General features: G+C 45.2%; 21 protein-coding genes. 11 read left to right on the plus strand and 10 right to left on the minus strand.

Annotation, left to right across the window (positions count from 1 at the left end; translation table 11 throughout):
- The first annotated feature begins 93 nt into the window (after window positions 1-93).
- Genes yajC through secF form a run of 3 tightly spaced genes read left to right on the plus strand, consistent with a single transcriptional unit; the run spans window position 94 to window position 3,260 of the window.
- The gene (yajC, locus tag HLM86_RS00115) at window positions 94-420 is read left to right on the plus strand and encodes a preprotein translocase subunit YajC (RefSeq protein ID WP_076585867.1); all 327 of its coding nucleotides are present in this window, start codon (window positions 94-96) and stop codon (window positions 418-420) included.
- Window positions 421-441: 21 nt separating this feature from the next.
- On the plus strand, window positions 442-2,298 hold the full coding sequence (gene secD, locus HLM86_RS00120; RefSeq protein WP_076585865.1) for a protein translocase subunit SecD: 1,857 nt from the start codon (window positions 442-444) through the stop codon (window positions 2,296-2,298).
- A 14-nt stretch (window positions 2,299-2,312) separates the two neighbouring features.
- Window positions 2,313-3,260: a protein translocase subunit SecF gene (gene secF / locus HLM86_RS00125; protein ID WP_076585863.1), complete on the plus strand. Its 948-nt coding sequence runs from the start codon at window positions 2,313-2,315 to the stop codon at window positions 3,258-3,260.
- Window positions 3,261-3,336: 76 nt separating this feature from the next.
- Here secF and HLM86_RS00130 read toward each other — a convergent pair whose 3' ends face one another.
- On the minus strand, window positions 3,337-4,275 hold the full coding sequence (locus tag HLM86_RS00130) for an ABC transporter substrate-binding protein (RefSeq protein ID WP_076585861.1): 939 nt from the start codon (window positions 4,273-4,275) through the stop codon (window positions 3,337-3,339).
- Window positions 4,276-4,568: 293 nt separating this feature from the next.
- Here HLM86_RS00130 and mepA point away from each other — a divergent pair, with 293 nt between their 5' ends.
- Window positions 4,569-5,429, plus strand: coding sequence for a penicillin-insensitive murein endopeptidase (gene mepA / locus HLM86_RS00135; protein WP_170882245.1), 861 nt, complete (start codon window positions 4,569-4,571; stop codon window positions 5,427-5,429).
- 58 nt (window positions 5,430-5,487) lie between these two features.
- Here mepA and HLM86_RS00140 read toward each other — a convergent pair whose 3' ends face one another.
- From HLM86_RS00140 to rdgC, 3 genes are all read right to left on the minus strand, one after another.
- Window positions 5,488-5,742 (minus strand): YfhL family 4Fe-4S dicluster ferredoxin, encoded by a 255-nt coding sequence (locus tag HLM86_RS00140; protein ID WP_076585857.1) that lies wholly within the window; start codon window positions 5,740-5,742, stop codon window positions 5,488-5,490.
- 20 nt (window positions 5,743-5,762) lie between these two features.
- Entirely contained in the window at window positions 5,763-7,163 is a 1,401-nt protein-coding gene (gene trhP / locus HLM86_RS00145; protein ID WP_076585855.1) for a prephenate-dependent tRNA uridine(34) hydroxylase TrhP, read from the minus strand.
- Between the two features lie 220 nt (window positions 7,164-7,383).
- A complete protein-coding gene (rdgC, locus tag HLM86_RS00150; protein WP_076585853.1) occupies window positions 7,384-8,298 on the minus strand; it encodes a recombination-associated protein RdgC in 915 nt (304 codons plus the stop codon).
- Window positions 8,299-8,525: 227 nt separating this feature from the next.
- On the opposite strand from rdgC, the gene phoB reads away from it, so the two are divergent.
- The 3 genes from phoB to HLM86_RS00165 are packed head-to-tail and all read left to right on the plus strand — an operon-like array spanning window position 8,526 to window position 11,491.
- Window positions 8,526-9,215 (plus strand): phosphate regulon transcriptional regulator PhoB, encoded by a 690-nt coding sequence (gene phoB / locus HLM86_RS00155; RefSeq protein ID WP_076585851.1) that lies wholly within the window; start codon window positions 8,526-8,528, stop codon window positions 9,213-9,215.
- Between the two features lie 24 nt (window positions 9,216-9,239).
- Complete coding sequence (gene phoR, locus HLM86_RS00160) at window positions 9,240-10,538, plus strand: phosphate regulon sensor histidine kinase PhoR (protein ID WP_076585849.1); 1,299 nt, start codon at window positions 9,240-9,242, stop codon at window positions 10,536-10,538.
- Entirely contained in the window at window positions 10,535-11,491 is a 957-nt protein-coding gene (locus HLM86_RS00165) for a PstS family phosphate ABC transporter substrate-binding protein (RefSeq protein ID WP_217702052.1), read from the plus strand. Before phoR ends, HLM86_RS00165 begins: the two co-directional genes overlap by 4 nt.
- Window positions 11,492-11,563: 72 nt before the next feature.
- Here the strand turns inward: HLM86_RS00165 and ppx are convergent, their stop codons facing one another.
- The gene (ppx, locus tag HLM86_RS00170) at window positions 11,564-13,063 is read right to left on the minus strand and encodes an exopolyphosphatase (protein ID WP_076585846.1); all 1,500 of its coding nucleotides are present in this window, start codon (window positions 13,061-13,063) and stop codon (window positions 11,564-11,566) included.
- Entirely contained in the window at window positions 13,038-15,149 is a 2,112-nt protein-coding gene (gene ppk1, locus HLM86_RS00175) for a polyphosphate kinase 1 (protein ID WP_076585844.1), read from the minus strand. The genes ppx and ppk1 overlap by 26 nt, the downstream gene beginning before the upstream one ends.
- 195 nt (window positions 15,150-15,344) lie before the next feature.
- On the opposite strand from ppk1, the gene HLM86_RS00180 reads away from it, so the two are divergent.
- The 4 genes from HLM86_RS00180 to phoU are packed head-to-tail and all read left to right on the plus strand — an operon-like array spanning window position 15,345 to window position 20,764.
- Window positions 15,345-17,534 carry an ABC transporter permease subunit gene (locus HLM86_RS00180; RefSeq protein ID WP_170882213.1) on the plus strand — a complete coding sequence of 730 codons (2,190 nt, stop codon included), beginning with the start codon at window positions 15,345-15,347 and terminating at the stop codon, window positions 17,532-17,534.
- Window positions 17,535-17,560: 26 nt separating this feature from the next.
- The gene (pstA, locus tag HLM86_RS00185) at window positions 17,561-19,222 is read left to right on the plus strand and encodes a phosphate ABC transporter permease PstA (protein WP_076585840.1); all 1,662 of its coding nucleotides are present in this window, start codon (window positions 17,561-17,563) and stop codon (window positions 19,220-19,222) included.
- 3 nt (window positions 19,223-19,225) lie between these two features.
- On the plus strand, window positions 19,226-20,044 hold the full coding sequence (gene pstB / locus HLM86_RS00190; RefSeq protein ID WP_076585838.1) for a phosphate ABC transporter ATP-binding protein PstB: 819 nt from the start codon (window positions 19,226-19,228) through the stop codon (window positions 20,042-20,044).
- Between the two features lie 21 nt (window positions 20,045-20,065).
- A complete protein-coding gene (gene phoU, locus HLM86_RS00195) occupies window positions 20,066-20,764 on the plus strand; it encodes a phosphate signaling complex protein PhoU (protein WP_076585836.1) in 699 nt (232 codons plus the stop codon).
- Between the two features lie 46 nt (window positions 20,765-20,810).
- Here phoU and ppk2 read toward each other — a convergent pair whose 3' ends face one another.
- The 4 genes from ppk2 to HLM86_RS00215 form a co-directional block, all read right to left on the minus strand.
- Window positions 20,811-21,593, minus strand: coding sequence for a polyphosphate kinase 2 (ppk2, locus tag HLM86_RS00200; RefSeq protein WP_076585834.1), 783 nt, complete (start codon window positions 21,591-21,593; stop codon window positions 20,811-20,813).
- Window positions 21,594-21,650: 57 nt separating this feature from the next.
- The gene (locus HLM86_RS00205; RefSeq protein ID WP_076585832.1) at window positions 21,651-22,397 is read right to left on the minus strand and encodes a copper homeostasis protein CutC; all 747 of its coding nucleotides are present in this window, start codon (window positions 22,395-22,397) and stop codon (window positions 21,651-21,653) included.
- Between the two features lie 156 nt (window positions 22,398-22,553).
- Window positions 22,554-22,859, minus strand: a complete 306-nt coding sequence (locus HLM86_RS00210) for a YebG family protein (RefSeq protein WP_076585830.1) — start codon at window positions 22,857-22,859, stop codon at window positions 22,554-22,556.
- Between the two features lie 191 nt (window positions 22,860-23,050).
- Window positions 23,051-23,947 (minus strand): LysR substrate-binding domain-containing protein, encoded by an 897-nt coding sequence (locus tag HLM86_RS00215; protein ID WP_076585828.1) that lies wholly within the window; start codon window positions 23,945-23,947, stop codon window positions 23,051-23,053.
- Between the last annotated feature and the right edge of the window lie 102 nt (window positions 23,948-24,049).

A 24,049-nucleotide genomic window follows, 5' to 3' on the forward strand; every position in this document is an offset into this window, starting at 1 on the left:
GAGAATGATCTCTAATCGTTAGTCTCTCTCTTGAAACGTAATGGCGATGGCCCAACTTGACACATTAATAGAAAAGAATAGAGGATTGTTTTAATGATTATTTCTCGAGCTTATGCCGCAGAAGGTGCACCAGCTGGTGGTGGTTATGAAATGCTGATCATGCTAGGCATGTTTGCTGTAATTTTTTACTTTATGATCTATCGACCGCAAGCAAAGCGGGTAAAAGAGCATAAGAGCCTAATGTCGTCAATGGCAAAGGGAGATGAAGTGCTGACCAGTGGTGGCTTAGTTGGAAAAATCACCAAGATAGCAGATGAAAGTGACTACATTTCTATCGAGCTTAACGCTAATAATGAAATCGTCATCAAGAAAGACTTTATTACGGCAGTGTTACCTAAAGGTACGCTGAAATCTCTCTAATACAGCAGAAGGATCCTCGCTGTGCTTAACCGCTATCCGTTATGGAAGTATTTGATGGTGGTGTTGACCATCGCTATCGCTGCTTTGTACGCACTTCCTAATCTTTACGGTGAAGATCCGGCCATTCAAATTACAGGGGCGCGTGGCGCCCCTGTTGATCTGTCAACGCTGGATTCTGTCACTCAAGTTCTTGAGGCAAAGAGCTTACCCCATCAATCTATTGCTCTCGAGAATGGATCGATTCTTGTTCGTTTTAACGATACAGACACGCAAATAAGTGCGCGTGATGTGATCAATGAAGCGCTCGGTAAAGACGCAATTGTTGCGCTTAATCTCGCCCCTGCGACCCCAAACTGGCTTGAATCGATTGGTGCCGCGCCAATGAAGTTGGGTCTTGATCTGCGTGGTGGCGTTCACTTCCTAATGGAAGTGGATATGGACGCGGCAATGGAAAAACTTGTCAGTCAACAGGAAGAAGCATTCCGCAGTGAGCTACGCGAAGAAAAAATTCGCTATCGAGCGATTCGTCCACTTGATGATAACAAGGTCGAAGTCCTGCTTCGTAACGCTGAACAATTAGCGGATGCGAAACGCTTGCTACAACAAAATCACCCAGATATGACGTTCTTCGACTCGGAGCAAGGAGATCGTTTTGAGCTGACGGCGATGTTTACTGAGCAGCGTCTTGCTGAAATTCGCAATTATGCCGTCGAGCAAAACATCACGATTCTACGTAACCGTGTCAATGAATTGGGCGTGGCAGAGCCATTGGTGCAACGTCAAGGTGCCAGTCGCATTGTTGTCGAGCTTCCAGGGGTTCAGGATACGGCTCGTGCCAAAGAAATTCTAGGCGCGACGGCGACATTGGAATTTCGTGAAGTCAACGCTAGAGCTGATCTTGCTGCCGCAGCAAGCGGTCGAGCTCCAGCGGGCAGTGAAATCAAAACGGATCGCAACGGCCGTCCTGTTGTGCTTAAAAAGCGCATCATTCTCGGTGGTTCAAGTATTACAGATGCCAGTTCAAGTGCCGATGAATATGGCCGCCCTCAAGTCAACATCTCGCTTGACAGCGAAGGTGGCAATAAGATGTCTGCCTTTTCAAAAAATAACATTGGTCAGTTAATGGCGACTGTTTTTGCTGAGTACAAAGACAGTGGTCGACGTACGTCAGAAGGGAAAGTCATTCTGACGAAGCACGAAGAAGTGATCAATCAGGCGACGATTCAGTCAGCGTTGGGCCGCAATTTCCGGATCACAGGTATTGATTCTGCTGCTGAAGCACACAATCTGGCGCTTCTTTTAAGAGCGGGAGCTTTGATTGCACCGATATCCATTGTTGAAGAGCGTACTATTGGCCCATCTATGGGTCAGCAGAATATCGACATGGGTGTGATGGCATGTATTTGGGGTATGGTTGCCGTGATGTTGTTTACATTGCTCTACTACCGTAAATTTGGCTTCATCGCGAACATGGCATTGATGGTGAACCTTGTGCTCATTATAGGGGTGATGTCGATGATTCCGGGGGCGACTATGACGTTGCCGGGTATCGCCGGTATTGTTCTCACTGTCGGTATGGCGGTTGATGCCAATGTCTTGATCTTTGAGCGGATTCGTGAGGAGCTGCGTGATGGGCGTAACCCTCAGCAGGCGATCCATCAAGGGTACGCTAATGCATTTAGTACGATCGCAGATGCGAACATTACCACGCTGATCACTGCGATTATATTGTTCGCCGTTGGAACTGGAGCGATCAAAGGCTTTGCTGTGACCCTATCGATCGGCATCCTGACTTCAATGTTTACTGCCATTATAGGAACACGATGTGTCGTGAACCTGTTGTACGGTGGTAAACGCGTTAATAAATTGTCGATCTAAGGCTAGGAATAACTATGTTTCAGATTCTAAAAGCAAATAAAATGATCGACTTTATGCGTTGGTCCAAATTTGCCTTCATTCTGTCCATCGTTCTGATCGGATTATCGATCTTTACGTTGTCGACTAAATGGTTAAATTGGGGGTTGGATTTTACCGGAGGCACATTAATTGAGGTGGGCTTTGAGCAGCCTGCAAACCTTGAAGAAATTCGGGCCTCGCTTGATGCAAAAGGGTTTGGTGACGCAACCGTTCAAAACTTCGGTAGTGCTCGCGATGTCATGGTGCGCCTGCGTCCTCGAGAAGGTATCGCCAACGAGACATTGGGTAACCAGATTCTCGCGGCAATCCAAACTGGGACGGGTGACAACGTCGAAATGCGTCGGATCGAGTTTGTTGGTCCAAACGTTGGTGATGAACTGACAGAAGCGGGTGGTCTGGCGATCATAGCATCGCTGTTGTGCATCTTACTCTATGTTTCCATGCGTTTTGAATGGCGTTTGGCCGCAGGTGCCGTTTTAGCCCTTGTTCATGATGTCATCATTACCCTAGGCGTTTTTTCGCTGATGCAAATTGAAGTGGATCTGACGATTGTTGCAGCATTGCTGACCGTTGTCGGTTACTCACTCAATGATACGATCGTGGTGTTTGACCGTATCCGTGAGAACTTCCGAAAAATGCGTAAAGGGGAGCCAGCTGAGATCATGAACAGTTCGGTGACTCAGACGTTGAGCCGGACATTAATTACGTCTGGGACCACCTTGTTCGTTGTTATTGCACTTTTTGCTCAGGGCGGCGCCATGATTCATGGTTTTGCAACAGCATTGTTGTTGGGCATAACCGTAGGTACTTACTCTTCGATCTATGTGGCTTCAGCACTGGCTCTTAAGCTAGGTATTACCAAAGAACATTTGATGCCTCCTCAAATTGAGAAAGAGGGAGCAGAACTGGATGAAATGCCTTAAATAGACGTTCTTAAATAAAAACCGTTGAATATTCAACGGTTTTTTCTTTTACGAGGTAGGGTGACGGGCATCATTATCATTCATAGTCCATGGTTAACGCTCTGGAAATATTGGGGTCTGCCATGTTTGATTTAGTGACAAAGAGCACCCCTGTGGCGATTTGGCTTGGGTACGCCTGCCCTAAAGAAGCCCGATAGAGGGTGTAAACACCTTTGTAGCCCATTTCAAAAGGTTGTTGAACCATCAGACCATAAAGCGTCCCCTTGTCCAAAGCATCGACGAGTGATGGGTTGGAGTCAAAGCCAATATGAATTATTCCGTCAGAGTGCGTCATCGTTTCTAGCGCCATTATGACCCCTAATGTTGTTGACTCATTAGGAGTAAAAATGCCATTGATACTAGAAAGATTATTTTTTAGTGCAATTTCTGCATTGCGACGGGCATCACCAACCCTAGTGCCAAGATATGCATCTTGCACTATGCTCAAACCAGAAGCGGTTGCTCCGTCAATAAAGCCTTTCTCCCTTGCATCCGTCGATATAACGCCCTTTTTCATGCGTAACAGCGCAACATTGCCCCTATGATTCATTTTTTTTGCCATTTCTTTTCCTGCGATAACACCGGATTGATAATTGTCAGTAGCAATGACGCTGATGACATCGGCCGATCCTGTATCGCGGTCAAAGTAGACGGTTGGGATACCCATCGCTTTTAACTTAGCCACATCCTCGGCTCTTTTTTGGGTATTGGGGGCGAGCATAAGTCCGATACACGCTTCATTCATCACTTGATCTATAATCAGTCTTTGCGCGTCAATTTGTGATTCATCGTGAGGCCCTCGAAAATAAATTTTGAGGTCTAACTCCTGTCCTGCTTTTTCGCTGCCTGCTTTGACCGATTTCCAAAAATCATGGACTGAGCCTGCAGGCACAACACCAATGCAGTCTTGGGCAGCAATTACCAGTGGGAAACACATCGCGTAGATGGCGACCGAAAAATAGAGTGTCTTTTTCATCAAAGGGGCGCTCCTAACGCAAGAGTTGAAGACAAACAATCGTTGCACAGGTGTTACAGCGTTTGATCGTCGCTAGGCATCCCTGCGCGTTGGGTGAGTAAGATACAAAAGACATAAGAATATTATCCATATCTGAACGAAATCCGGTTAGGGTGTCATAAGAGAAATGAATCCATTTCATTCCTCTAAGTTTAGGATAGGGCAGGTTGCAGCAATGAGAAAATAATCTTTGCTTAGTGTCATGGAGAAATATACTTGCGCTAGGTCGGTGGTATTTTCGAGGAGGAGATGTGATGAAAAACAAGGCGATAAGATGGAGAGTGAAAACGGCTCTGCTAACCGTGTTGTTGGCTCCATTGTCTCTGGGGGCGAGCCCTTGGGAGCAAATTTCATCGCCTTCGAATCATCAACCGCAGGCCGTCGGCAGTTATGCCAATGGTTGTTTAATGGGCGCGGCGACCTTGCCCTTGCAAGGCAGTGGCTATCAGGTTCTTCGCAGTCAGAATCGCCGTTATTTTGGTCATCCTAAAGCTGTAGACTTTATTGAGAGACTTGCCCAGCGTGCCCAACAATCTCTCGAGACGAATCTTTTGGTTGGTGATATTTCTTTACCTCAGGGGGGACGATTTTCTTCTGGGCATTCGAGTCACCAAACAGGGCTGGATATTGATATTTGGTTTAAATTGGCCGATGAGAGGTTATCGGCTGATCAAATCAGTCACCCAGAGCCTTTGAGTGTGGTGAACTTGAAACGCTATCGATTAATTAAACATCATTGGCAAGAGAGGCACTTTGAACTGATTAAAATGGCGGCGAGTGACCGTCAAGTGGCTCGGATCTTTGTTCATCCAGTGGTTAAAGACACCTTGTGTCGTCAAGAAGGGGCGGCTAATCGTGATTGGTTAAGAAAAGTTCGTCCTTGGTGGGGGCATCACTACCATATGCATGTCAGGCTCAAGTGCCCGGAGGGGAGTCCCGAATGTCTTCCCCAGAAGGGACCTCCCGAGGGGGATGGCTGTGGGAGTGAATTGTCGAGTTGGAAACCACAACCTAAACCAGCCATACCCCAAAAAGCCCAAAAGCCGGCCCAAAAGAAAGCCGTGAAGGTCATGCCTCTTTTGTGTAAGCCATTGGTTTATTTGGATGGAAACTGATGCTATGTGACGAGTACTAGTCTTTGTGTTGAAAAGATTTTATGTTTTTTGATCCGTTTTATACCAACCCCTGAATCACAACAAATTTTTCCAATAATTCCGCGTCAGATTCAACATGGTTTGGGTCAGTGATAATACATTTAGTAATGGGACAAACCGACTGGCAAGTCGGTTGGTCATAATGACCTTTGCACTCGGTGCAAAGGTCAGGATCAATTTCAAAGATACGATCACCCAGTGTAATTGCTCCGTTTGGGCACTCTGGTTCGCACATATCGCAGTTGATGCATTTATCGGTTATCAGCAGCGCCATTTATGGTTCCAAAGTAAAGATCATTGACCGGTTGAATTACGGGTATCTTGACCTGTGTTTAGGTTACGCATTAATAAACCATATTCCAAATTGACATCTTGTGGAATGGGAACAAACACGAAATGGCCGCTTCCCTTCGCATCATTAATCCGTTCCGCCTTTCGGTTTTCCATCGCTTCTAAAGAAAAGACGATGTTTCCTTTGGGGGTCATTAATTCAAGGTTGTCACCTACCATGAACTTATTTTTGACTTCAACTTCAGCCAGATCACCTCGACGTTTACCGGTAAATTCACCAACAAATTGCTGCTTGTCAGAGAGAGAATAGCCGACGTCATAGTTTTGATAAGAGTCATGGGTATGGCGACGGAGAAAACCTTCGGTATAACCTCGGTGCGCTAAGTTTTCCAGCGTACCCATTAAGTTTTCGTCAAATGGCTTGCCCATTACTGCATCATCAATGGCTTTTCGATATACCTGTGCGGTTCTGGCACAATAGTAGAAAGATTTTGTTCGGCCCTCAATTTTTAATGAGTGAACGCCCATTTGAGTCAATCGCTCTACGTGTTGAACTGCCCGTAAATCTTTTGAGTTCATGATATAAGTACCGTGCTCATCTTCGTAAGCCGCCATCTTCTCTTCAGGGCGGCGACTTTCCGAAAGGAGTACAACGTCATCTGTAGGCTTACCACGACCTATGGTCGTTTCAGGGCGTTCGTTCTGAATGTCAACCGCTGTAGCTTCGTTGGGGTCAAATGCTTCGACAATATCGCCAGATTCGTTCTCTTTGCCTTTTTCTACGTTGTATTCCCAGCGACAGGCATTGGTGCATGTCCCCTGATTAGGGTCCCGCTTGTTAAGGTAGCCAGACAACAGACAGCGTCCAGAGTAAGCCATGCATAGCGCCCCGTGGACGAAAACTTCGAGCTCCGTCTCCGGGCAGTGATATCGGATTTCTTCGATTTCTTCTAAGGAAAGTTCACGAGAGACAATGACACGCTCAACACCATTGGCCCCCCAGAATTTTACGGTTGCCCAATTGACGGCATTGGCTTGTACTGAGAGATGAATCGGCATATCGGGAAAGGCTTCCCGAACCATCATAATCAGGCCAGGATCTGACATAATTAAGGCATCAGGACCCATCTCGACCACGGGAGTAAGATCTCGGATGAAGGTTTTCAGCTTAGAGTTGTGTGGCTGAATATTACAGACAACATAAAGTTTTTTGCCTTGGGCATGGGCCTCATCGATACCTATTTTTAGGTTCTCATGGTTAAATTCGTTGTTACGTACCCGGAGGCTGTATCGTGGCTGGCCTGCGTATACGGCATCTGCGCCGTACGCAAACGCGTAACGCATGTTCTTAAGGCTACCGGCAGGTGACAGTAACTCAGGGACGAAGGCTTTCTCAGTTGTCATGTGTCATTCTCTTAGTCTGATCTCAAGTCAGGCAAATTCCGTTATCAGGAATTTGGGGCAAAAATTTTACGCTAAAATGTGACCAGTGACTACTGAATTAGAGTAAATATCAAAAATCTGGGTTTTACATACATTGGTTACTTTTAGCTTACTGACAGGGATATCGGAGAGACGATGAAATTGATGCGCTCATAGGGAGGCGAACGCATCAATACATTGGTTAGGCGTTCGGGTGGGGTAAACCGCCCAAGCAGTCGTACAAATTGGGTAAAAGAGCGCTAAATTCGCCACACATCAAAGAAAAATCGGCATCGAATCGAGCGGCTTGATCTTCGCGGGGAATGTCTTCATTTTGATCTTTAAGCTCATCTGAGAATTTAAGTCGCTTAAGACTTCCGTCTTCGGCCAAAATGAATTCAATACGTTCTTGCCACCAAAGAGCAAGCTTTGTTACCAATTTGTCGGCATTAATATGGCTTTGAATTTCATCGGCTGTTAACTCTTGTTTCTTACAGCGGATGATGCCCCCTTCTTCTAAAACGGATTTAAGTTCGGCTTCATCCAACATCTGTAGGCCAGCTGGTGTTTCACCGTTTTTAACCCATTCAGTGAGGGTGGTTTCCACCGCTTTTTCTGGAATAGCAGGCACCACGGGTAGGCTGCCTATGGTTTTTCGCAACAGGGCAAGCACATCCTCGGCTTTTTTATAGCTACTGGCATCGACCAAAATAAAGCCTTCTTTAGGCAAGATCAGGACGAAGGTTAGATTGCTTCGGCTAAAGGCCCGAGGTAGTAGATCCAGAACAATGTCATCTTTGAGGCTGTCTTTCTCTTTCTTTTTTAAAGGACGGCCTTCTTGTTCTTCCATCATATCAATTTTTGCATTCAATGATTCTTTAATGACGGAAGCAGGGAGCATCTTCTCTTCTTTCTTTGCGCAGATAAGAATCCGGTTTTCAGATACATGGGTCATCATGTCACCATGTTTCCCCATCGCAGTCACCCAGCCAAATTTTTGTTTGTCCTGACTGCCACAAGGAGTAAAGCGAAATTCTCCGAGCTGCTTTTCTAGCTCGTCTGCTTTGAACTCAATATCCCGATTAAAACGATAAACCAGACAGTTTTTAAACCACATACCCTTTCTCTATACCTGAAGTTTGGTTGCCAATCATAAAGGCTTTTATCCTGATTGTCTTATTGCAAAAGCTTAATCATGGGATGAACGTTATATTAAAATTTGTTTTCAAAGGTCACAAAAGTGTCATAATTGCTAGTAATAATGCTCATATTCAAGTGGCTAAGAGACTCATTTGAGAGTGTCGGCACGCGTTTAAATCTAACTTAAACAAAGGTTATTCAATTATGTCTAGAAGGATTCTGGTTGTTGAAGACGAAGCGCCTATTCGTGAAATGCTTTGCTTTGTTCTTGAGCAAAAAGGTTATCAGGCTGTCGAAGCTGAAGATTATGATAGTGCGGTAACCAAGCTTGCTGAACCCTTTCCGGATCTCGTCTTACTTGATTGGATGCTACCCGGCGGCAGCGGCATCAATTTTATCAAACACATGAAACGCGAGGAGCTTACACGAAACATTCCTGTCGTGATGCTCACCGCGCGAGGTGAAGAAGAAGATAAAGTTCGCGGTCTTGAAGTTGGTGCGGATGATTACATCACCAAGCCTTTTTCTCCTAAAGAGCTAGTGGCACGTCTCAAGGCCGTTATTCGCCGAGTTACCCCAACGGCTTTAGAAGATGTCATTGATGTGCAAGGGCTGAGATTAGACCCCGTCTCTCACCGTGTGACCGCGAATGATAACCCGCTAGATATGGGCCCCACTGAATTTAAGATGTTGCACTTTTTTATGACACATCAAGAAAGGGTTTATAGCCGAGAGCAGTTACTGAATAACGTTTGGGGTACAAATGTGTATGTCGAAGACCGAACCGTTGATGTGCATATTCGTCGTTTACGCAAAGCGCTTGAGATCGCCGGTCATGACAAATTGATTCAAACAGTACGAGGCGCTGGCTATCGTTTCTCAACCAAAGCGTAGTTATAACCTAATTCGGAGAGGTACGTGGTAGAACGATTAACATGGAGAAAGCTAGCTTGGGAGCTGGCTTTTTTTTACACCCCTTGGCTGATTGTCGGATGGATCTTTGGAAATATGTCGTGGTTGCTGTTGATCGCCACGGTATTGCAGCTTGGATGGCACCTGCACAATCAAATGCGCTTGTCTGCTTGGTTATGGGATGAGAAACGTCTCACGCCGCCCTCAGGAAGCGGTCATTGGGAATCACTGTTTAATGGTCTGTACCGTTTGCAGCAACGCCAGCGCAAAAAGCGAAAAGAACTCACTAATCTTATTCGACGCTTTCGCAATGGGGCCGAATCTTTGCCTGATGCAGTTGTTGTGTTTCGCAGTGAAGGGAATATTGTTTGGTGTAATAAGCTTGCTCAGCATTTGTTGGGTTTTCGCTGGCCTGATGATTCTGGGCAACCCATCTCCAATTTGATCCGAACACCTGATTTTATTAAATACCTCAAAAAACAGGATTTTTCTGAACCGCTGGAGATGCGGTCGCCCCTGAATGTGGAGCGTATGCTTGAACTTCGAATCGTTCCTTACACCGAAGGTGAGCATCTCATGGTGGTACGTGACGTCTCTCAACTCAAACAACTTGAGGGCATGAGACGCAACTTTTTTGCCAACGTTTCCCATGAGCTCCGTACGCCGATGACGGTACTTCAGGGTTATCTTGAAATGACGGAAGATCCAGATATGGTCGTGGGCCCAATGTGGTCAAAAGCCCATGGAGTGATGACGGAACAGCTTAACCGGATGAACAGCTTAGTTAATCAACTTCTGACCTTATCTAAGATAGAGGCGGCCCCAATGCACGAGCTTGAAGAGATCGTGAATGTTCCGGCGATGTTGGATGTACTCGAAAAAGAAGCCATCAGCTTAAGCGGAGAGCTCGGCCATAAACTCAGCTTTGATATTGACGCTGGTCTGAAAGTATTGGGCGACGAAGATCAACTGCGCAGTGCAATTTCTAATCTTGTCTACAATGCGGTCAAATATACGCCCGCTGGTGCCGATATTCGAGTGCGTTGGTATCATGTTTCGCAAGGAGCTTGCCTCGAAGTCGAAGATGGTGGAGAGGGTATTGAGCCTCAGCACCTGCATCGTTTAACCGAGCGTTTTTACCGCGTCGATAAGGCGCGTTCTCGGGATACAGGTGGAAGTGGCTTGGGATTAGCGATCGTTAAACACGCACTGACCCATCATGATTCCCATCTAAATATTCATTCAGAACTTGGGGTGGGCAGTAAATTCTCATTTGTGCTTCCTGCAAGGCTGGTTGTCCATTGATAAAGTTAGTGCTTACTATTGTATTGAGGTTTGTTTTTCTTAGCTTTTGTGTGAATGCTTCGGCAACGGAACTCGCTTACTATCATAAGCTATCAGGTGTTAGCGGTAGCATGACGAGTGTTGGCTCTGATACGCTATCAGGCATCACAACTTTGTGGGTAGAGGCTTTTAAGCAGCTTTACCCCAGTGTTAATGGACAGGTTCAGGCCTCTGGATCTTCAACTGCACCGCCTGCTCTTACCGAGGGCACCGCTCAATTTGGGCCAATGAGTCGCCCAATGCGTAATCGAGAGCGGGAAGCGTTTACACGAGAGCACGGTTATCCACCAACCGAGCTTAGAATTGCGATTGATGCGATAGGGGTATTTGTGCATCGTGATAACCCCGTTGTGGGGCTCAATTTTTCTCAGCTTGATAGCCTTTATTCGGTGACCTTACGTTGTGGCTCAGCTCGATCTATATCGACTTGGAAAGAGCTTGGAGTCGACTATCACTGGGCAAAGCGTCGTGTGCAGCTATTTGGTCGAAACTCTGTCTCTGGCACTTACGGTGATTTTAAAAGTAACGCCCTTTGTGGCGGTGACTTTAAAAGTCACGTTAATGAGCAACCGGGGTCGGCATCAGTGGTCCAGTCGGTGGCTTCTGCGGTTAATACTATTGGGTATTCTGGTGTGGGGTATCAAGTCTCTGGTGTTAAATTGTTGCCCATTGCAGAGTTCGGGAAGGATTATGTCCCAGCCACGCAGGAAAATATTCTGACAGGTAAGTACCCTCTATCGAGGTATCTCTATTTATACGTCAATAAACATCCCCAAATGCCACTGACGATGTTAGAAAAAGAGTTCATACGGTTTATTTATTCTCAACAGGGGCAGGCCTTGGTTGAACAAGAGGGCTATGTGCCCATTTCGCATGAGATAGCGATTAAAGAATTGGCTAAAGTGGGGCTTTAATCCCTTTAAACTGGGAATGTTGACGTTGTATTCTGCTATTACGTTCAGCGAACTTCCCTGTCCATAACGTATTCAAAAATGTAGTGTCCAACCCGCACTGTGCCAATATTCTTGCTCTGTTAGTAGGTCGGCATGAAGCAGTTTATTGTGCTGTAACCACTCTTTATCATCGGGGGAGAGCGTCCATTCGTCATCCACTATCGATAGGGTCAATAATGGCAGAGGCTCGTCGTTTCGCTGACCGTGCAGTAAGATAGCCAGTCGTAAAATGCGGATGAGGCCCACAATGTGTTTTTTGCGGAATAAGGTAAACTCTTCCATTTCTTTGAGTTTGAGGGCTTTTCTTTGAAAGCGCACCAGCATAGCAAGCACGGTTTGCTGTTCACGGTTAAATCCAGGCATATAGGTGTAGCGTAGAATATATGCTGAGTGACGATGAAAAGCCTGCAAACTAATACTGAGCCCGACTTCATGCAACAGAGCGCTCCATTGAAGAAGATCGAATAGCTCAGAGCTTTTTTTAATCCCTAAGTGCTGATGAGTTTGTTGGAGAAAGGCGGTCGCCTGAATTTTTATTTTTTCAGCATGGTCTAAATTAACCTGATGCTTGTTGGCAAGATTTTCCGTTGTGCGCATCCGAATATCAGCACGTTTGAAGCTGTCTTCCATCTCAAATAATAGGCCTTCTCGCAGCGCGCCCTCTGAAAAATGCAACTGTGATATTTTTAAGTCTTTGAAAATGGCCGCAAGTATAGCGACACCAGCTGCGAAAACAGGTTGCCGTTCTGAGGTTAAGCCGTCGAGCTGTATTTCCTCAATGGAAGACCATTCGCATAGCTTATCGATGAGCTTGTCGAGTCGACTTGCATTGATGATTCCGTCTTCAAAACCCATCCCTATCAGTACATCGCGGATCGCTTTAATGGTGCCTGAAGAACCAAAGGCGACATCCCACCCTTTTTTTCGATAGCGGTAGGCTATCGACTCCAATCTTTGTTCTGCTGCAAGCATGGCTTTTGCGAAGTTTTTATTCGACAACTTACCCTTAACAAAGTACTGCTGAGTATAACTGACACAGCCCATTTGTTTGCTGTTGATCAATTCTGGGTCAAAGCGCTTGCCAATCACCATTTCAGTGCTGCCACCCCCAATGTCTATAACAAGCCTAGAGTATGATTCAGGTTGCGTATGAGCGACACCCATATAAATCAGGCGAGCTTCTTCAACTCCGGGAATAATTTCAATCGGGAAAGGTAAAATCTCTTTGGCTCGGTGGAGGAATATGTGAGCATTATTGGCTTGACGTAATGTGTGTGTGGCGGCGATACGAACATTATGTAAGTCGAAGCCCTGTAATCGCTCTGCGAACATGGCAAGGCATTCCAGCCCTCTTTCGATGGATGCATTGTCGAGGTTTTTCTGGGCATCCAAACCAGCAGCAAGACGAACTCGCTGCTTGTGTCGGCTGACCAATTGCAAATCTTGGTCTACAACACGAGCGACGACCATATGGAAGCTGTTGGAACCGAGATCAATCGCGGCAATGTCACGAATTTCTGGTGATTGGGTCATAATTAATGGCTTGTTCTTTTAATTTTTTTGTATTTTTCTCTACATTTTTAAGATAGTCATAAATGGCCAGTTGTGAGCGAACCTTTTTACGATTTCCACGGGGAACATAAGTATTACTCATCTCTTTGTCAATCCAACGGGCTTTGACAGTATCGGTAAAGTGGATGTTGATAATGTCAATAATTCTCCTCTTGAGACGTTCGTCACGCACTGGCACTGTGACTTCAATGCGGTAATCTATATTGCGTGTCATCCAGTCAGCCGAAGAAATGTAGACTTGGGGATCGCCGTCATTATGGGTAATTAATACTCTGGGGTGCTCAAGAAAACGATCGACGATACTGATTATTTTTATATGACTACTGACTCCCTGAACGCCAGGCACCAAAGAGCACATCCCACGAATAATCATTCTGATCTCAACCCCAGATGCGCTCGCCCCATACAGTTTGTTGATCAAACCTTTATCCACCAGATTATTGACTTTAAGGGTAATAGCGGCTTTTTTGCCTATTTTGGCGTTGGCTATCTCATTGTCTATTAAGCGATATAGCTGTTTACGAGAGTTTCTAGGAGCAACGATTAAGTGATCAAATTTCACTGGACGATAAGGGTTTTCGATATAAACGAAGACATTACGCACCTCATTGGTGATTTCTGGATCAGCCGTTAACAAAGAAAAATCGGTGTAGATTCGAGCTGTTTTCTCATGGAAGTTTCCGGTGCCAACGTGTGCGTAACGGATGATCTCTCCTGCTTCTCTACGGCTAATGAGCAGCAATTTTGAATGTATTTTCAACCCTGAGGCGCCAAATACCACTTGAACACCCGCTTCGGTAAGTACTTTGGACCATTCTATGTTGGCTTCTTCGTCGAATCGGGCCTGAAGTTCCACAACGACGGTGACTTGTTTGCCGTTGTGTACGGCATCGATCAATGAATTCATCAATCGTGAGTCTTTCGCCACCCTATAAATATTGATTTTTATACTGAGAACTTTTGGATCAAATGAGGCTTGGCGAACGAGTTCAGAAATATGCTCGAAGCTGTGGTAGGGGTAGTACAGCAAGATATCTTGATTTTTGATTGCGTCAAACTTATTGGCGTAGCCATCGAAATCGGCACACTTCATTGGCGGAAGTGGTTTATTCTCAAGGTAGTCTCGGCCAACATTTGGAAAGCCAATAAAGTCTTTGAAGTTATGGTATCGCCCGCCAGGTATCAAGCTATCATAGTTAGAAATCTGCAACTTATGACAAAGAAAATCGAGCATTCCCTGAGGCATTTCCCGTTCATAAACAAATCGGACGGGCATCGCTGTCAAGCGCTGGCTGACGCCTTCTGACATTTGTTCCAGTAAACTGTGCTCAACTTCATGACTGAGGTCATATTCGGCATCACGGGTCATTTTCATCGCAAAACCTTGCAAATCGTCATAGTCAAAGAAACCGCGGAATAATTCATTGAGGCAATAGCGAATGATGTTGTCGAGTAAGATGATCGTCTTACGTCGTTTCCCTTTTTGCTCAGGGACCATCACAAAACGAGGTAGGTGGTCGGTCGGAATTTCTATCAAAGCATATTGCTTATGGTCTTCTTTACGCAATTCGACCGCGATGTAGGCGTACTCATCTTTCAAGAACTGAAGCACATCAATGTCATCCCGCATTAATAGTGGCGTAATATGAGGTAAAACCTGAGTGCTAAAGTACTTTTTGACCCACTTTTGCTGAGATTCATTGAGCTGAGTTTCGTTAACCAGAAAGATACGACGGCGTGCCATATCTCGAATCAGCTCGGCGTAAAGCTCGTCGAAGCGCTCATTCAGACGCATCGCCTTGGTTTGCATCTTGGTGAGGAGGTGTTTTGAGTTGTCGTTGATGCCACGTTCTTGATTGATCAAGATTCTGCGTTTGACGTCAGAAAAGCGAACTTTGTAAAATTCATCCAGATTGTTGGAGAAAATCCCCAAAAATCGAATTCGTTCAATCAAGGGAACCGTTTTGTCAGCCGCTTCTTGAAGCACTCTCTCATTGAAAGACAACCAACTTAATTCCTTTTCAATATACAGCTTTTCTGTACTCATCACCGGACCTTTACTGACGTTGTTAACCAAAATTAGACTGAAAAAATGGAGGTAAAATAGAAGTTAAGGGGTTTTAATGACATTTTTATGTCCCCTTCTTATTGCATTATTTTCAGTTGTTTATTGCGATCTGTAATATAATTGTCACCTAAACGACATATTATACTTGTGGACAAATCTAGGTAAGTGGGTGTGATGGCTAAAGCCGAATTTTCATTGCGAGAACGTGATCGAAAGCGACTAATTAAAGACCGTTTAATACGACTTGCAGTTTCGACTGGTGGAGTGGGTGTCTTGGCCGCCTTAGTCTTGATTTTCGTTTACCTAGCCATGATGGTTTTACCTCTATTCTCTGACGCAACACTCACACCTAATGTTGCTCAGCAGTCGATCACAACTAAGAAACCGATTGCTTTAGGCATTGATGACTTTGGCCAATATGCTTATGTTATTTCGCAAAAAGGTCAGGTCGAATTTTGGCCACTGTCAGAGGGCAAATCACCATCCAGTCAGTCAGTGGGTATTGTGGAGGCGCCTGCATTGTTTACGGCCGGAAGCCCTGCACAGGGTTGGTATGGATTTGCCTCCAAAATGGGTGAAGTTAAGCTGTTTCGGCCACAAATGAACAGCGTTGTACAACATGATTTACGAGTGTTTTCGCCTAGCATCGATGTTTATCCTGATGGGTTGAATTTAAGCCTACCAAGTCAGACTTTACTGAAATCTTTCGTGTTCTCAGTGTCACAAGGTGTCACGCTAGTCGGTTACTACGAAGACCAAAAAGTTCGTGTTCGTTGGCAAGATGGAAGGGGTATTGAGTATCGCTTTGACTTCCCCCAGTCTTTTCCCAACCTTGATCAGCTTATTCTTGCCCCCAATGGTGAAACACTTTACTTACGCTCGGGATCACAGCTGGTGATTGCGATACGTGAGCGCAATCATTTTTTAGTTCGAGAAGTGGTCGATCTGAGTCAAGGGCAGAATCAACACGCAGTGACGGATGTGAAATTATTGTCAGGTGCCCTATCAGTATTAGTCAGCCATCAAGATGGAATGGTGACGCAATGGTTTGATGTTTTAACCGATGAAAGGCGTTACTTGACTCACATCCGGAGTTTTGGACTGGCTTCTCAATTGGAATTTTTGCTACCAGATACATATCGCAAGGGCTTTTATAGTTTTTTTACCAATGGCACGGTACAAAATCATTATACGACCAGCGAAAAGTTGGTGATATTCAGCCGGACCTATGAAAAAGCACCTGAGTTGGCAGCGATGTCGAGTAATGAACGCTACTTGCTGACTTTATCGGGTAACCAACTCAGTGTCGCGTCGGTTGACAATCCTTTTCCTGAGATATCCTTATCATCGCTCTGGCAGAAAGTCTGGTATGAAAGTTATCCTGCCCCTGACTATGTTTGGCAAACGACCTCAGCCAATGATGAATCTGAAGTGAAATTCAGCCTGATACCGATCGCATTTGGTACGCTTAAGGCTGCAGCATTTGCCATGATGTTTGCTATTCCAATTGCTGTTTTAGGTGCTATTTATACCTCGTATTTTATGACGCCCTCTCTGCGCAGGGTGGTTAAGCCCTCTATTGAGTTGATGGAAGCCTTTCCGACCGTGATTATTGGTTTCCTCGCTGGATTGTGGTTGGCGCCGATTGTTGAGCGCAACCTCGCTTCGGTGGCCGCGCTTGTGCTGCTCTTTCCTGTGTCGATCATCATGATAGGGATGATTTGGAACAAATTGCCTCGACTATGGATCAATCAGTTGCCCAATGGTTGGCATGCCGTCATTTTAATGCCAGCGCTGGCACTGATAACGTTTCTTGTTCTTGGACAAAGTGCCGCCTTAGAGCAGGGGTTGTTTGAGGGGGATGTACGCGCTTTTCTTGCGGAGCATGGTATTGGTTTCGATCAACGGAATGCTCTCGTTGTCGGCTTTGCTATGGGGTTTGCTGTGATCCCGACGATTTTTACGATTGCAGAAGATGCGATCTTTTCGGTGCCCAAACATTTGTCAGACGGCTCGCTTGCGTTAGGGGCCACGCCTTGGCAAACCTTGATTTATGTGGTGTTACTGACAGCCAGTCCCGGCGTTTTTTCCGCCATCATGATGGGGTTGGGGCGTGCAGTTGGAGAAACGATGATTGTGCTGATGGCCACAGGAAATACGCCAATTATGGACTGGAATATATTAGAGGGTATGCGAACCCTCTCTGCTACCATCGCGGTAGAGATGCCGGAATCGGAGGTTGGAAGCGCTCACTATCGAGTGTTGTTTTTGGCGGCTTTGATTCTGTTAGTGTTTACGTTTGCAGTAAATTCTTTAGCGGAGTGGGTGCGCCAGAGACTAAGAGAAAAATATCGTGCGCTTTAATCATGTGGAATTAGGAAACAATCGTAGTGTATACGTGGTTTAAATCAGGTTCGCCTTGGGTATGGTTAACAGGTGGTGCGGTTAGTATCAGCTTGTTGTCAGTACTGGGTTTGCTACTACTGATTGGCTGGAAAGGACTTTCTTATTTCTGGCCAGCACCATTGTATCAGTGGGAGACTCAACAAGGTGATCGCCTTATTGGTCAGTTGTATGCCGAAGAGCTAATTCCAACGAAGCATTTAAAAGAACGAGATGTTGAATTACCCAAGGCCCTAAATCAAAAGGATTCGGTGCAACGACTGACGATCAAAATAGCCAATCGAGATATTTACCCAACAGATTTTATTTCGATACTTGACAGCGATTTACTGAAACGGACACAGCCGCTAGGCTGGGCAGTCATCGAGCGTACTCGCGGCGGTGATTTCTATGGAAAACCCCAAGGGTACTATTTTTCCCAATTGGGGAAACACGACATGCTCTCTGATGAAACTCTGGAAGAGCGAGTTAAGAGAGCAATCGTGTTTGCGGACGACCAAAGAGAAAAAATTGATCATTTGATAGAAAAACAAATTAGAGTGATCAGCTCGCAAGCGGATAGATTAAACCTAGAGCATAAAAAACGATCATTAAATGGTACGCTTGAACACAGTTTTGTTCAGCGTTATCAGACACAGTCACAAATATTGTCTCAACAGCTCAGGGAGATGGAAGCCAAGTTAGATTCACTTCGCTTGGCGCTAGAGCAGCAGGGACTTCGCGTTATTGACATGCAAGGCAATCAATATTCGATCCCTTTGAGTGACATGCTAGATGTCTGGTACCCCAATCAAATGTCGTTGCATGAAAAACTAGGACAATGGGCTTCTCAAGCCTGGAAGTTCTTAGTTGACGAACCTCGCGAATCTAACTCGGAAGGTGGCGTTTTCCCTGCTATGTTTGGCACGGTTTTACTTGTGATTATTATGTCTATCATTGTGATGCCCTTAGGGGTAATGGCGGCTGTTTATCTTCATGAATATGCGAGCAACAATACCTTTACACGCCTTATCCGCGTGGCTGTGATTAACTTGGCAGGTGTTCCATCCATCGTTTATGGTGTGTTTGGTTTAGGCTTTTTTGTTTATACACTCGGCGGGTCCATAGATTCACTGTTCTATACTGAAAAATTGCCCGCTCCGACGTTTGGCACACCAGGTTTGTTGTGGTCGGCATTGACGTTAGCGGTACTTACCCTACCTGTTGTTATTGTCGCGACAGAGGAGGGATTGACCCGAATTCCCAGCGCAGTACGCCACGGTTCGCTTGCTTTAGGCGCGACACAATTTGAGACCATGTGGCGAATTGTGTTACCCATGGCAAGTCCAGCCATCATCACTGGTCTTATTCTTGCGGTTGCGCGTGCTGCTGGTGAAGTGGCGCCATTAATGTTGGTGGGGGCCGTAAAACTGGCTTCTAGTTTACCTGTCGATAGTCAGTTTCCATTTTTGCATCTAGACAGAAAATTTATGCATTTAGGTTTTTATATCTATGACGTGGGGTTTCAGACGACCAACATAGAAAGTGCTCGGCCTTTGGTTTACGCCACTTCGTTTTTGTTGGTGACTGTCATTGTTGGACTTAACTTGATGGCCATCTGTATTCGCAATAATTTGCGAGAAAAATATCGAACTCTGGGGCAGGATTAAAAGATGTTTTCAGTTAATCAGACATTGGGCTATCCAGCCCCGTTAGATGTCAATAATCTCAGCGATGAACAAACCGCTATTGCGATAGAGCAATTGAATCTGTATTACAAGCATACGCAGGCGTTGAGCGATATTTCGATGCGGATCCCGAAAGGGCAGGTGACGGCATTTATTGGCCCCTCGGGCTGCGGAAAATCGACGCTTCTTCGCTGTATCAATCGTATGAATGATTTGGTCGAAGGGTGTCGTGTTGAGGGCAAGGTCAGGCTGCATACTAAGAATATTTATCACCCTAACGTTGATGTGGCGACACTGCGTCGGCGAGTCGGTATGGTTTTTCAGCGCCCAAATCCCTTTCCCAAGTCGATCTATGAAAACGTGGTGTACGGGTTACGTTTGCAAGGTATTCGTAACAGCCGTATGCTCGACGATTCGGTAGAGCGCTCGCTTCGGGCGGCGGCTTTGTGGGAAGAAGTCAAAGATCGTCTGCATGAAAATGCGTTCGGCTTGTCAGGAGGGCAACAGCAAAGGTTGGTCATCGCGCGCGCAATAGCGATTGAACCTGAAGTTCTTTTGTTAGATGAGCCGACATCAGCATTAGACCCGATATCCACTTTAACCATTGAAGAACTGATCAATGATCTAAAAACGAAATATACTGTAGTTATTGTCACACATAACATGCAGCAGGCGGCACGGGTGAGCGATCATACGGCTTTCATCCATATGGGGAGATTGATAGAATACTCTGATACAGACGCTATCTTCACTTCTCCACGCAAAAAGCAAACCGAAGACTACATTACAGGTCGATATGGTTAATCACGGAGTCAAAAAGAATTCATGAATTTTGGTCGCCATATTTCAGGGCAGTTTAATGTCGAATTAGAGTCAATTCGAACTCATGTGTTGACGATGGGAGGCTTGGTCGAGCAACAATTGTCTTTTGCAATGCAGGCGTTACACAAGGAAGACATCGAACTGGCGCGCAAAGTTGTTCGCGACGATCATAAAGTCAATACGATGGAGGTGTCCATCGATGAAGCTTGTACCCGTATTATTGCTAAACGACAACCGACGGCAAAAGATTTGCGTCTCATCATGGCGATCATTAAAACGATTACTGATTTGGAACGCATCGGCGATGTTGCGACTAAGATGGCCTATGTAGCGATTGAAAGTCCTTCTTCTGATGAACATCTGTTTCAAGTCTCTCTTGAGCCTTTATGCCGACAGGCAATAGATATGTTGCATCAGGTCTTGGATGCTTTTGCGCGTATGGATGTCGACTCTGCAGCTAAAGTTCACAAGTTGGATGATAAAATTGATGCTGAGTATGAAGCTGTGATTCGCCAGCTAATGACTTACATGATAGAAGACCCGAAAAATATCCCGCATATATTGCAAGTTATGTGGTCGGCGCGAGCCATTGAACGCGTTGGAGACCGCTGCCAAAATATTTGTGAGTACATTATCTATTTCGTAAAAGGTAAGGATGTACGACACCTCGGGGAACAAAGCATTGATGATGCGCTACGTTAAAAAAGCGCATCAATGATGTTCTACATTGAGGTTTGTAGGCAACGACTCAGTATTTTTGGGGAACAAACGTTTGTTCGTTTAAAGGAGCGCGAGTGTACCCTTCCTTGTTGAGGTGTGGCAAGTCGATATCAGGATAGGTGATGTCTTGGTATTCAATTTGATTAAGTAAATGATCAATACAATTGAGTCGAGCTCGTTTTTTGTCGTCGGACGGAACCACCCACCAAGGACATTGTTTGGTGTCTGTGTATGCAAACATTTTGTCTTTTGCTGCTGAGTATTCAGCCCAGCGGTGGCGAGATTCCAGATCGATAGGACTAAACTTCCAGCGCTTGATTGGCGTCTGGATGCGCTCAAGGAAACGTTTCTCTTGCTCCTCATCGGAGACAGAAAACCAATATTTTAGTAAGATAATTCCAGAACGTTGCAACATGCACTCAAATTCGGGACAAGATCGTAGAAATTCATCGTACTGACCTTGAGAGCAAAACCCCATGACTTTTTCAACTCCAGCTCTGTTGTACCAACTGCGATCAAACAATACGATTTCCCCCGCAGCAGGAAGGTGAGCCACATAGCGTTGAAAATACCATTGTGTTTTTTCTTTTTCTGTTGGGGCAGGTAATGCGGAAATACGGCAGATACGAGGATTGAGTTTTTCAGTAATGCGTTTGATTACACCACCTTTACCCGCAGCATCCCTTCCTTCAAAGATAACGACAACTTTGAGCCCTTCTTGTTTGACCCACTCCTGCAACTTTACCAGTTCTATCTGTAAACGTTTCAGTTCTTTTTCATAGAACTTCTTACTTAACTTTTCTGCGTCCATAATATGCTCCTTTAACAATAGGTTAGCATCAGTTTGCTTAGTAAGAGAGTGTTTCCGTTAAGAACTGAGAGCTTTTACGACCTTTGCAATATTGTCGGAACTGGTGATAGGTATAACAAAATCATCGAGCGCTTGGTCGCCCATTTTACTGAGTGAATGGATGGTTTTCATTTTGCTGGGGCGGGATGATTTCCCAGATAGATGGACTTCTTTTATTCCTGTTGTTTGGACGATGTTTTTGGCATTTTCTGCGGTAAGGCCCGCTCCAGCCATTACAGTAAAGCGCCCTTTGGCCAGTTCCACCATATGTTGCAGTACCTTAACTCCATCATCAACATTGCGGCGAGTTCCCGATGTTAGAATACGTTCGCAACCCAGTTTGGCAACGTCTTCTATTGCTTTGGTATAATCAGAACATTGATCAATGGCACGATGGAAAGTCACACCAAGATGGTGCGCCGTTGCTTTCTTGACAAGTTTGGCCGCTAGGTGGGTGTCGATATTTCCTTGTTCAGTTAACACGCCAATGACGACGCCCTGCAAGCCTGCTAATGCGGCGGCTTCTATATCAATAAGCATGCACTCAATCTCTTTCGGGTTGTATAAAAAATCGCCTTGACGGGGGCGTATCATCGCATAAATAGGGACAGAAGAGAGAGCGGCGGCTTGTTTCATAAAGCCAAAACTGGGGGTGAGTCCCCCCAATGTCAATGAGGAACATAATTCAATTCGATCAGCACCTCCTGTGAGAGCAAAATGAAGCGATTCCAAATTATCGATACAGACTTCAACAACATATTTCATAGAGGTTCGTTAATGAGACTAAAGAAGAGGAAGATCATACTCGATCAACATTGAGAGTATAGTAAGTTGTGCATAGTTATCAAAGCGTCCCTCTAAACAAAAACCCCAGCGATTGCCGAGGTTTGCAAGAGGTTTACAGCGAGCTAAGCATGGGGGTTAAGCGGCGTCTCCTTGCTCTGATACATCCGCTGACTCTTCTACCGCTTCGATTTTGGGCTTTTTAGGCGTGGGTTTGCGTTTTGCCCCTAGTGCATAAAGCACTTCTTCTTTGTTTTGTGCCAAAAACATCGCTAAGTCTTCTTGCTTGCTTTCGTTTTCAAGTAATTCACTTTTACCCAGCAGCTCAAAAAGTTCATCAGCCATATCAAGCATTTTGTCATAGGCATCAGCTTCCCCTTTAGAGGTAAAAGTCATTTTTTCTTCTCCGTTACGTTCTACCACGTACTTGACTATTACAGCCATGGTTGGTCCTCTAACTCAAAAATTAATTGGATTCATTACTGTCTTTTTATACAGGACTTTTTTAAAAAAGTCCAGATTGTCGGACAACAAAGGCATGTGACACTGGGTGTCTCATGACACGCCAGCGTAACGGTTATTTTGTGGTGACTGACAGCATCAGGTATTCATCATACCGTTTAGATAAGTGGGGTTCATACCTTGGGTGTCCAATGTTGACAGAATTGAATAAAAGACTTGAGCAATGGGTTTTGGTATTTCTCCTTATGAACTAATAACCAGAAGCGTCTTCTCATATCCAGAGGCAAGGTCAAAGGGATCACTCGGCCGTCACGAATGGCGGGCTCGGCAGAAAGGCGAGATAGACAGCCTAGCCCCAGACCGGCAGCGACACTGTTGATTAGCGCTTCGGTTGTATTGAGCTGAAATGCTTCTTGCCAATGCTCAAGGCGAGGCGCAACAACTCTCAAAAAAAACTCTCTTGATCCTGAGCCGGGCTCGCGCAGTATCCATTCGCTCTTTTCCAGCTCGCCAATTGAGACCGAAGGTAAATCAACAAAGTTAGAACAAGGGGAACAAATGATGCACATTTCATCTTCGCTAAATGGGTGAGAAAGGAGCTGTGGGTGCATGGTTTTCCCCTCAATGAGCGCAATATCCAACTCATAATCAACCAGTTTTTCACAGATGAGGGCCGAGTTAGAAATAAACAGAGTTTGTGATTTATGGCCTGTGGTATGACGGAAATCTCGCAGTAAATAGGGGCCAACTTGATTCCCTATTGTGTCACTTGCTCCTATTTTTAATAGACCACTCAAGGTTTTATCACCGTTAAACAAGAGTTCGATATCTTGAACTCTATGAAGCAATTCATCTGAAAGTGGGAGTAATTTTCGCCCTTCTTGGTTAAGGATGAGCCGATTATTGACTCGATCAAACAGCGAGTGCCCAATCTGTTTTTCTAACTCTGCTAACGCCATACTGACGGCCGCTTTTGAAAGGAAGAGCGCCTCTGATGCGGCGGTCAGCGTATCATGCTGCGTGATAGTAATAAAAACCTTCAGTTGTTTGAGAGAGATATTGGCGGCCATAAATTAATGTTAAGTTATTTTGAACGAATGTTATAAATAATTAGATATATTGGAACAATAAGCAAGCGTAATATTGAGGGGTAGACAAACTGGGGGTGTAAT

The organism is Vibrio ostreicida (assembly GCF_013074385.2).
GTDB classification, from domain to species: domain Bacteria; phylum Pseudomonadota; class Gammaproteobacteria; order Enterobacterales; family Vibrionaceae; genus Vibrio; species Vibrio ostreicida.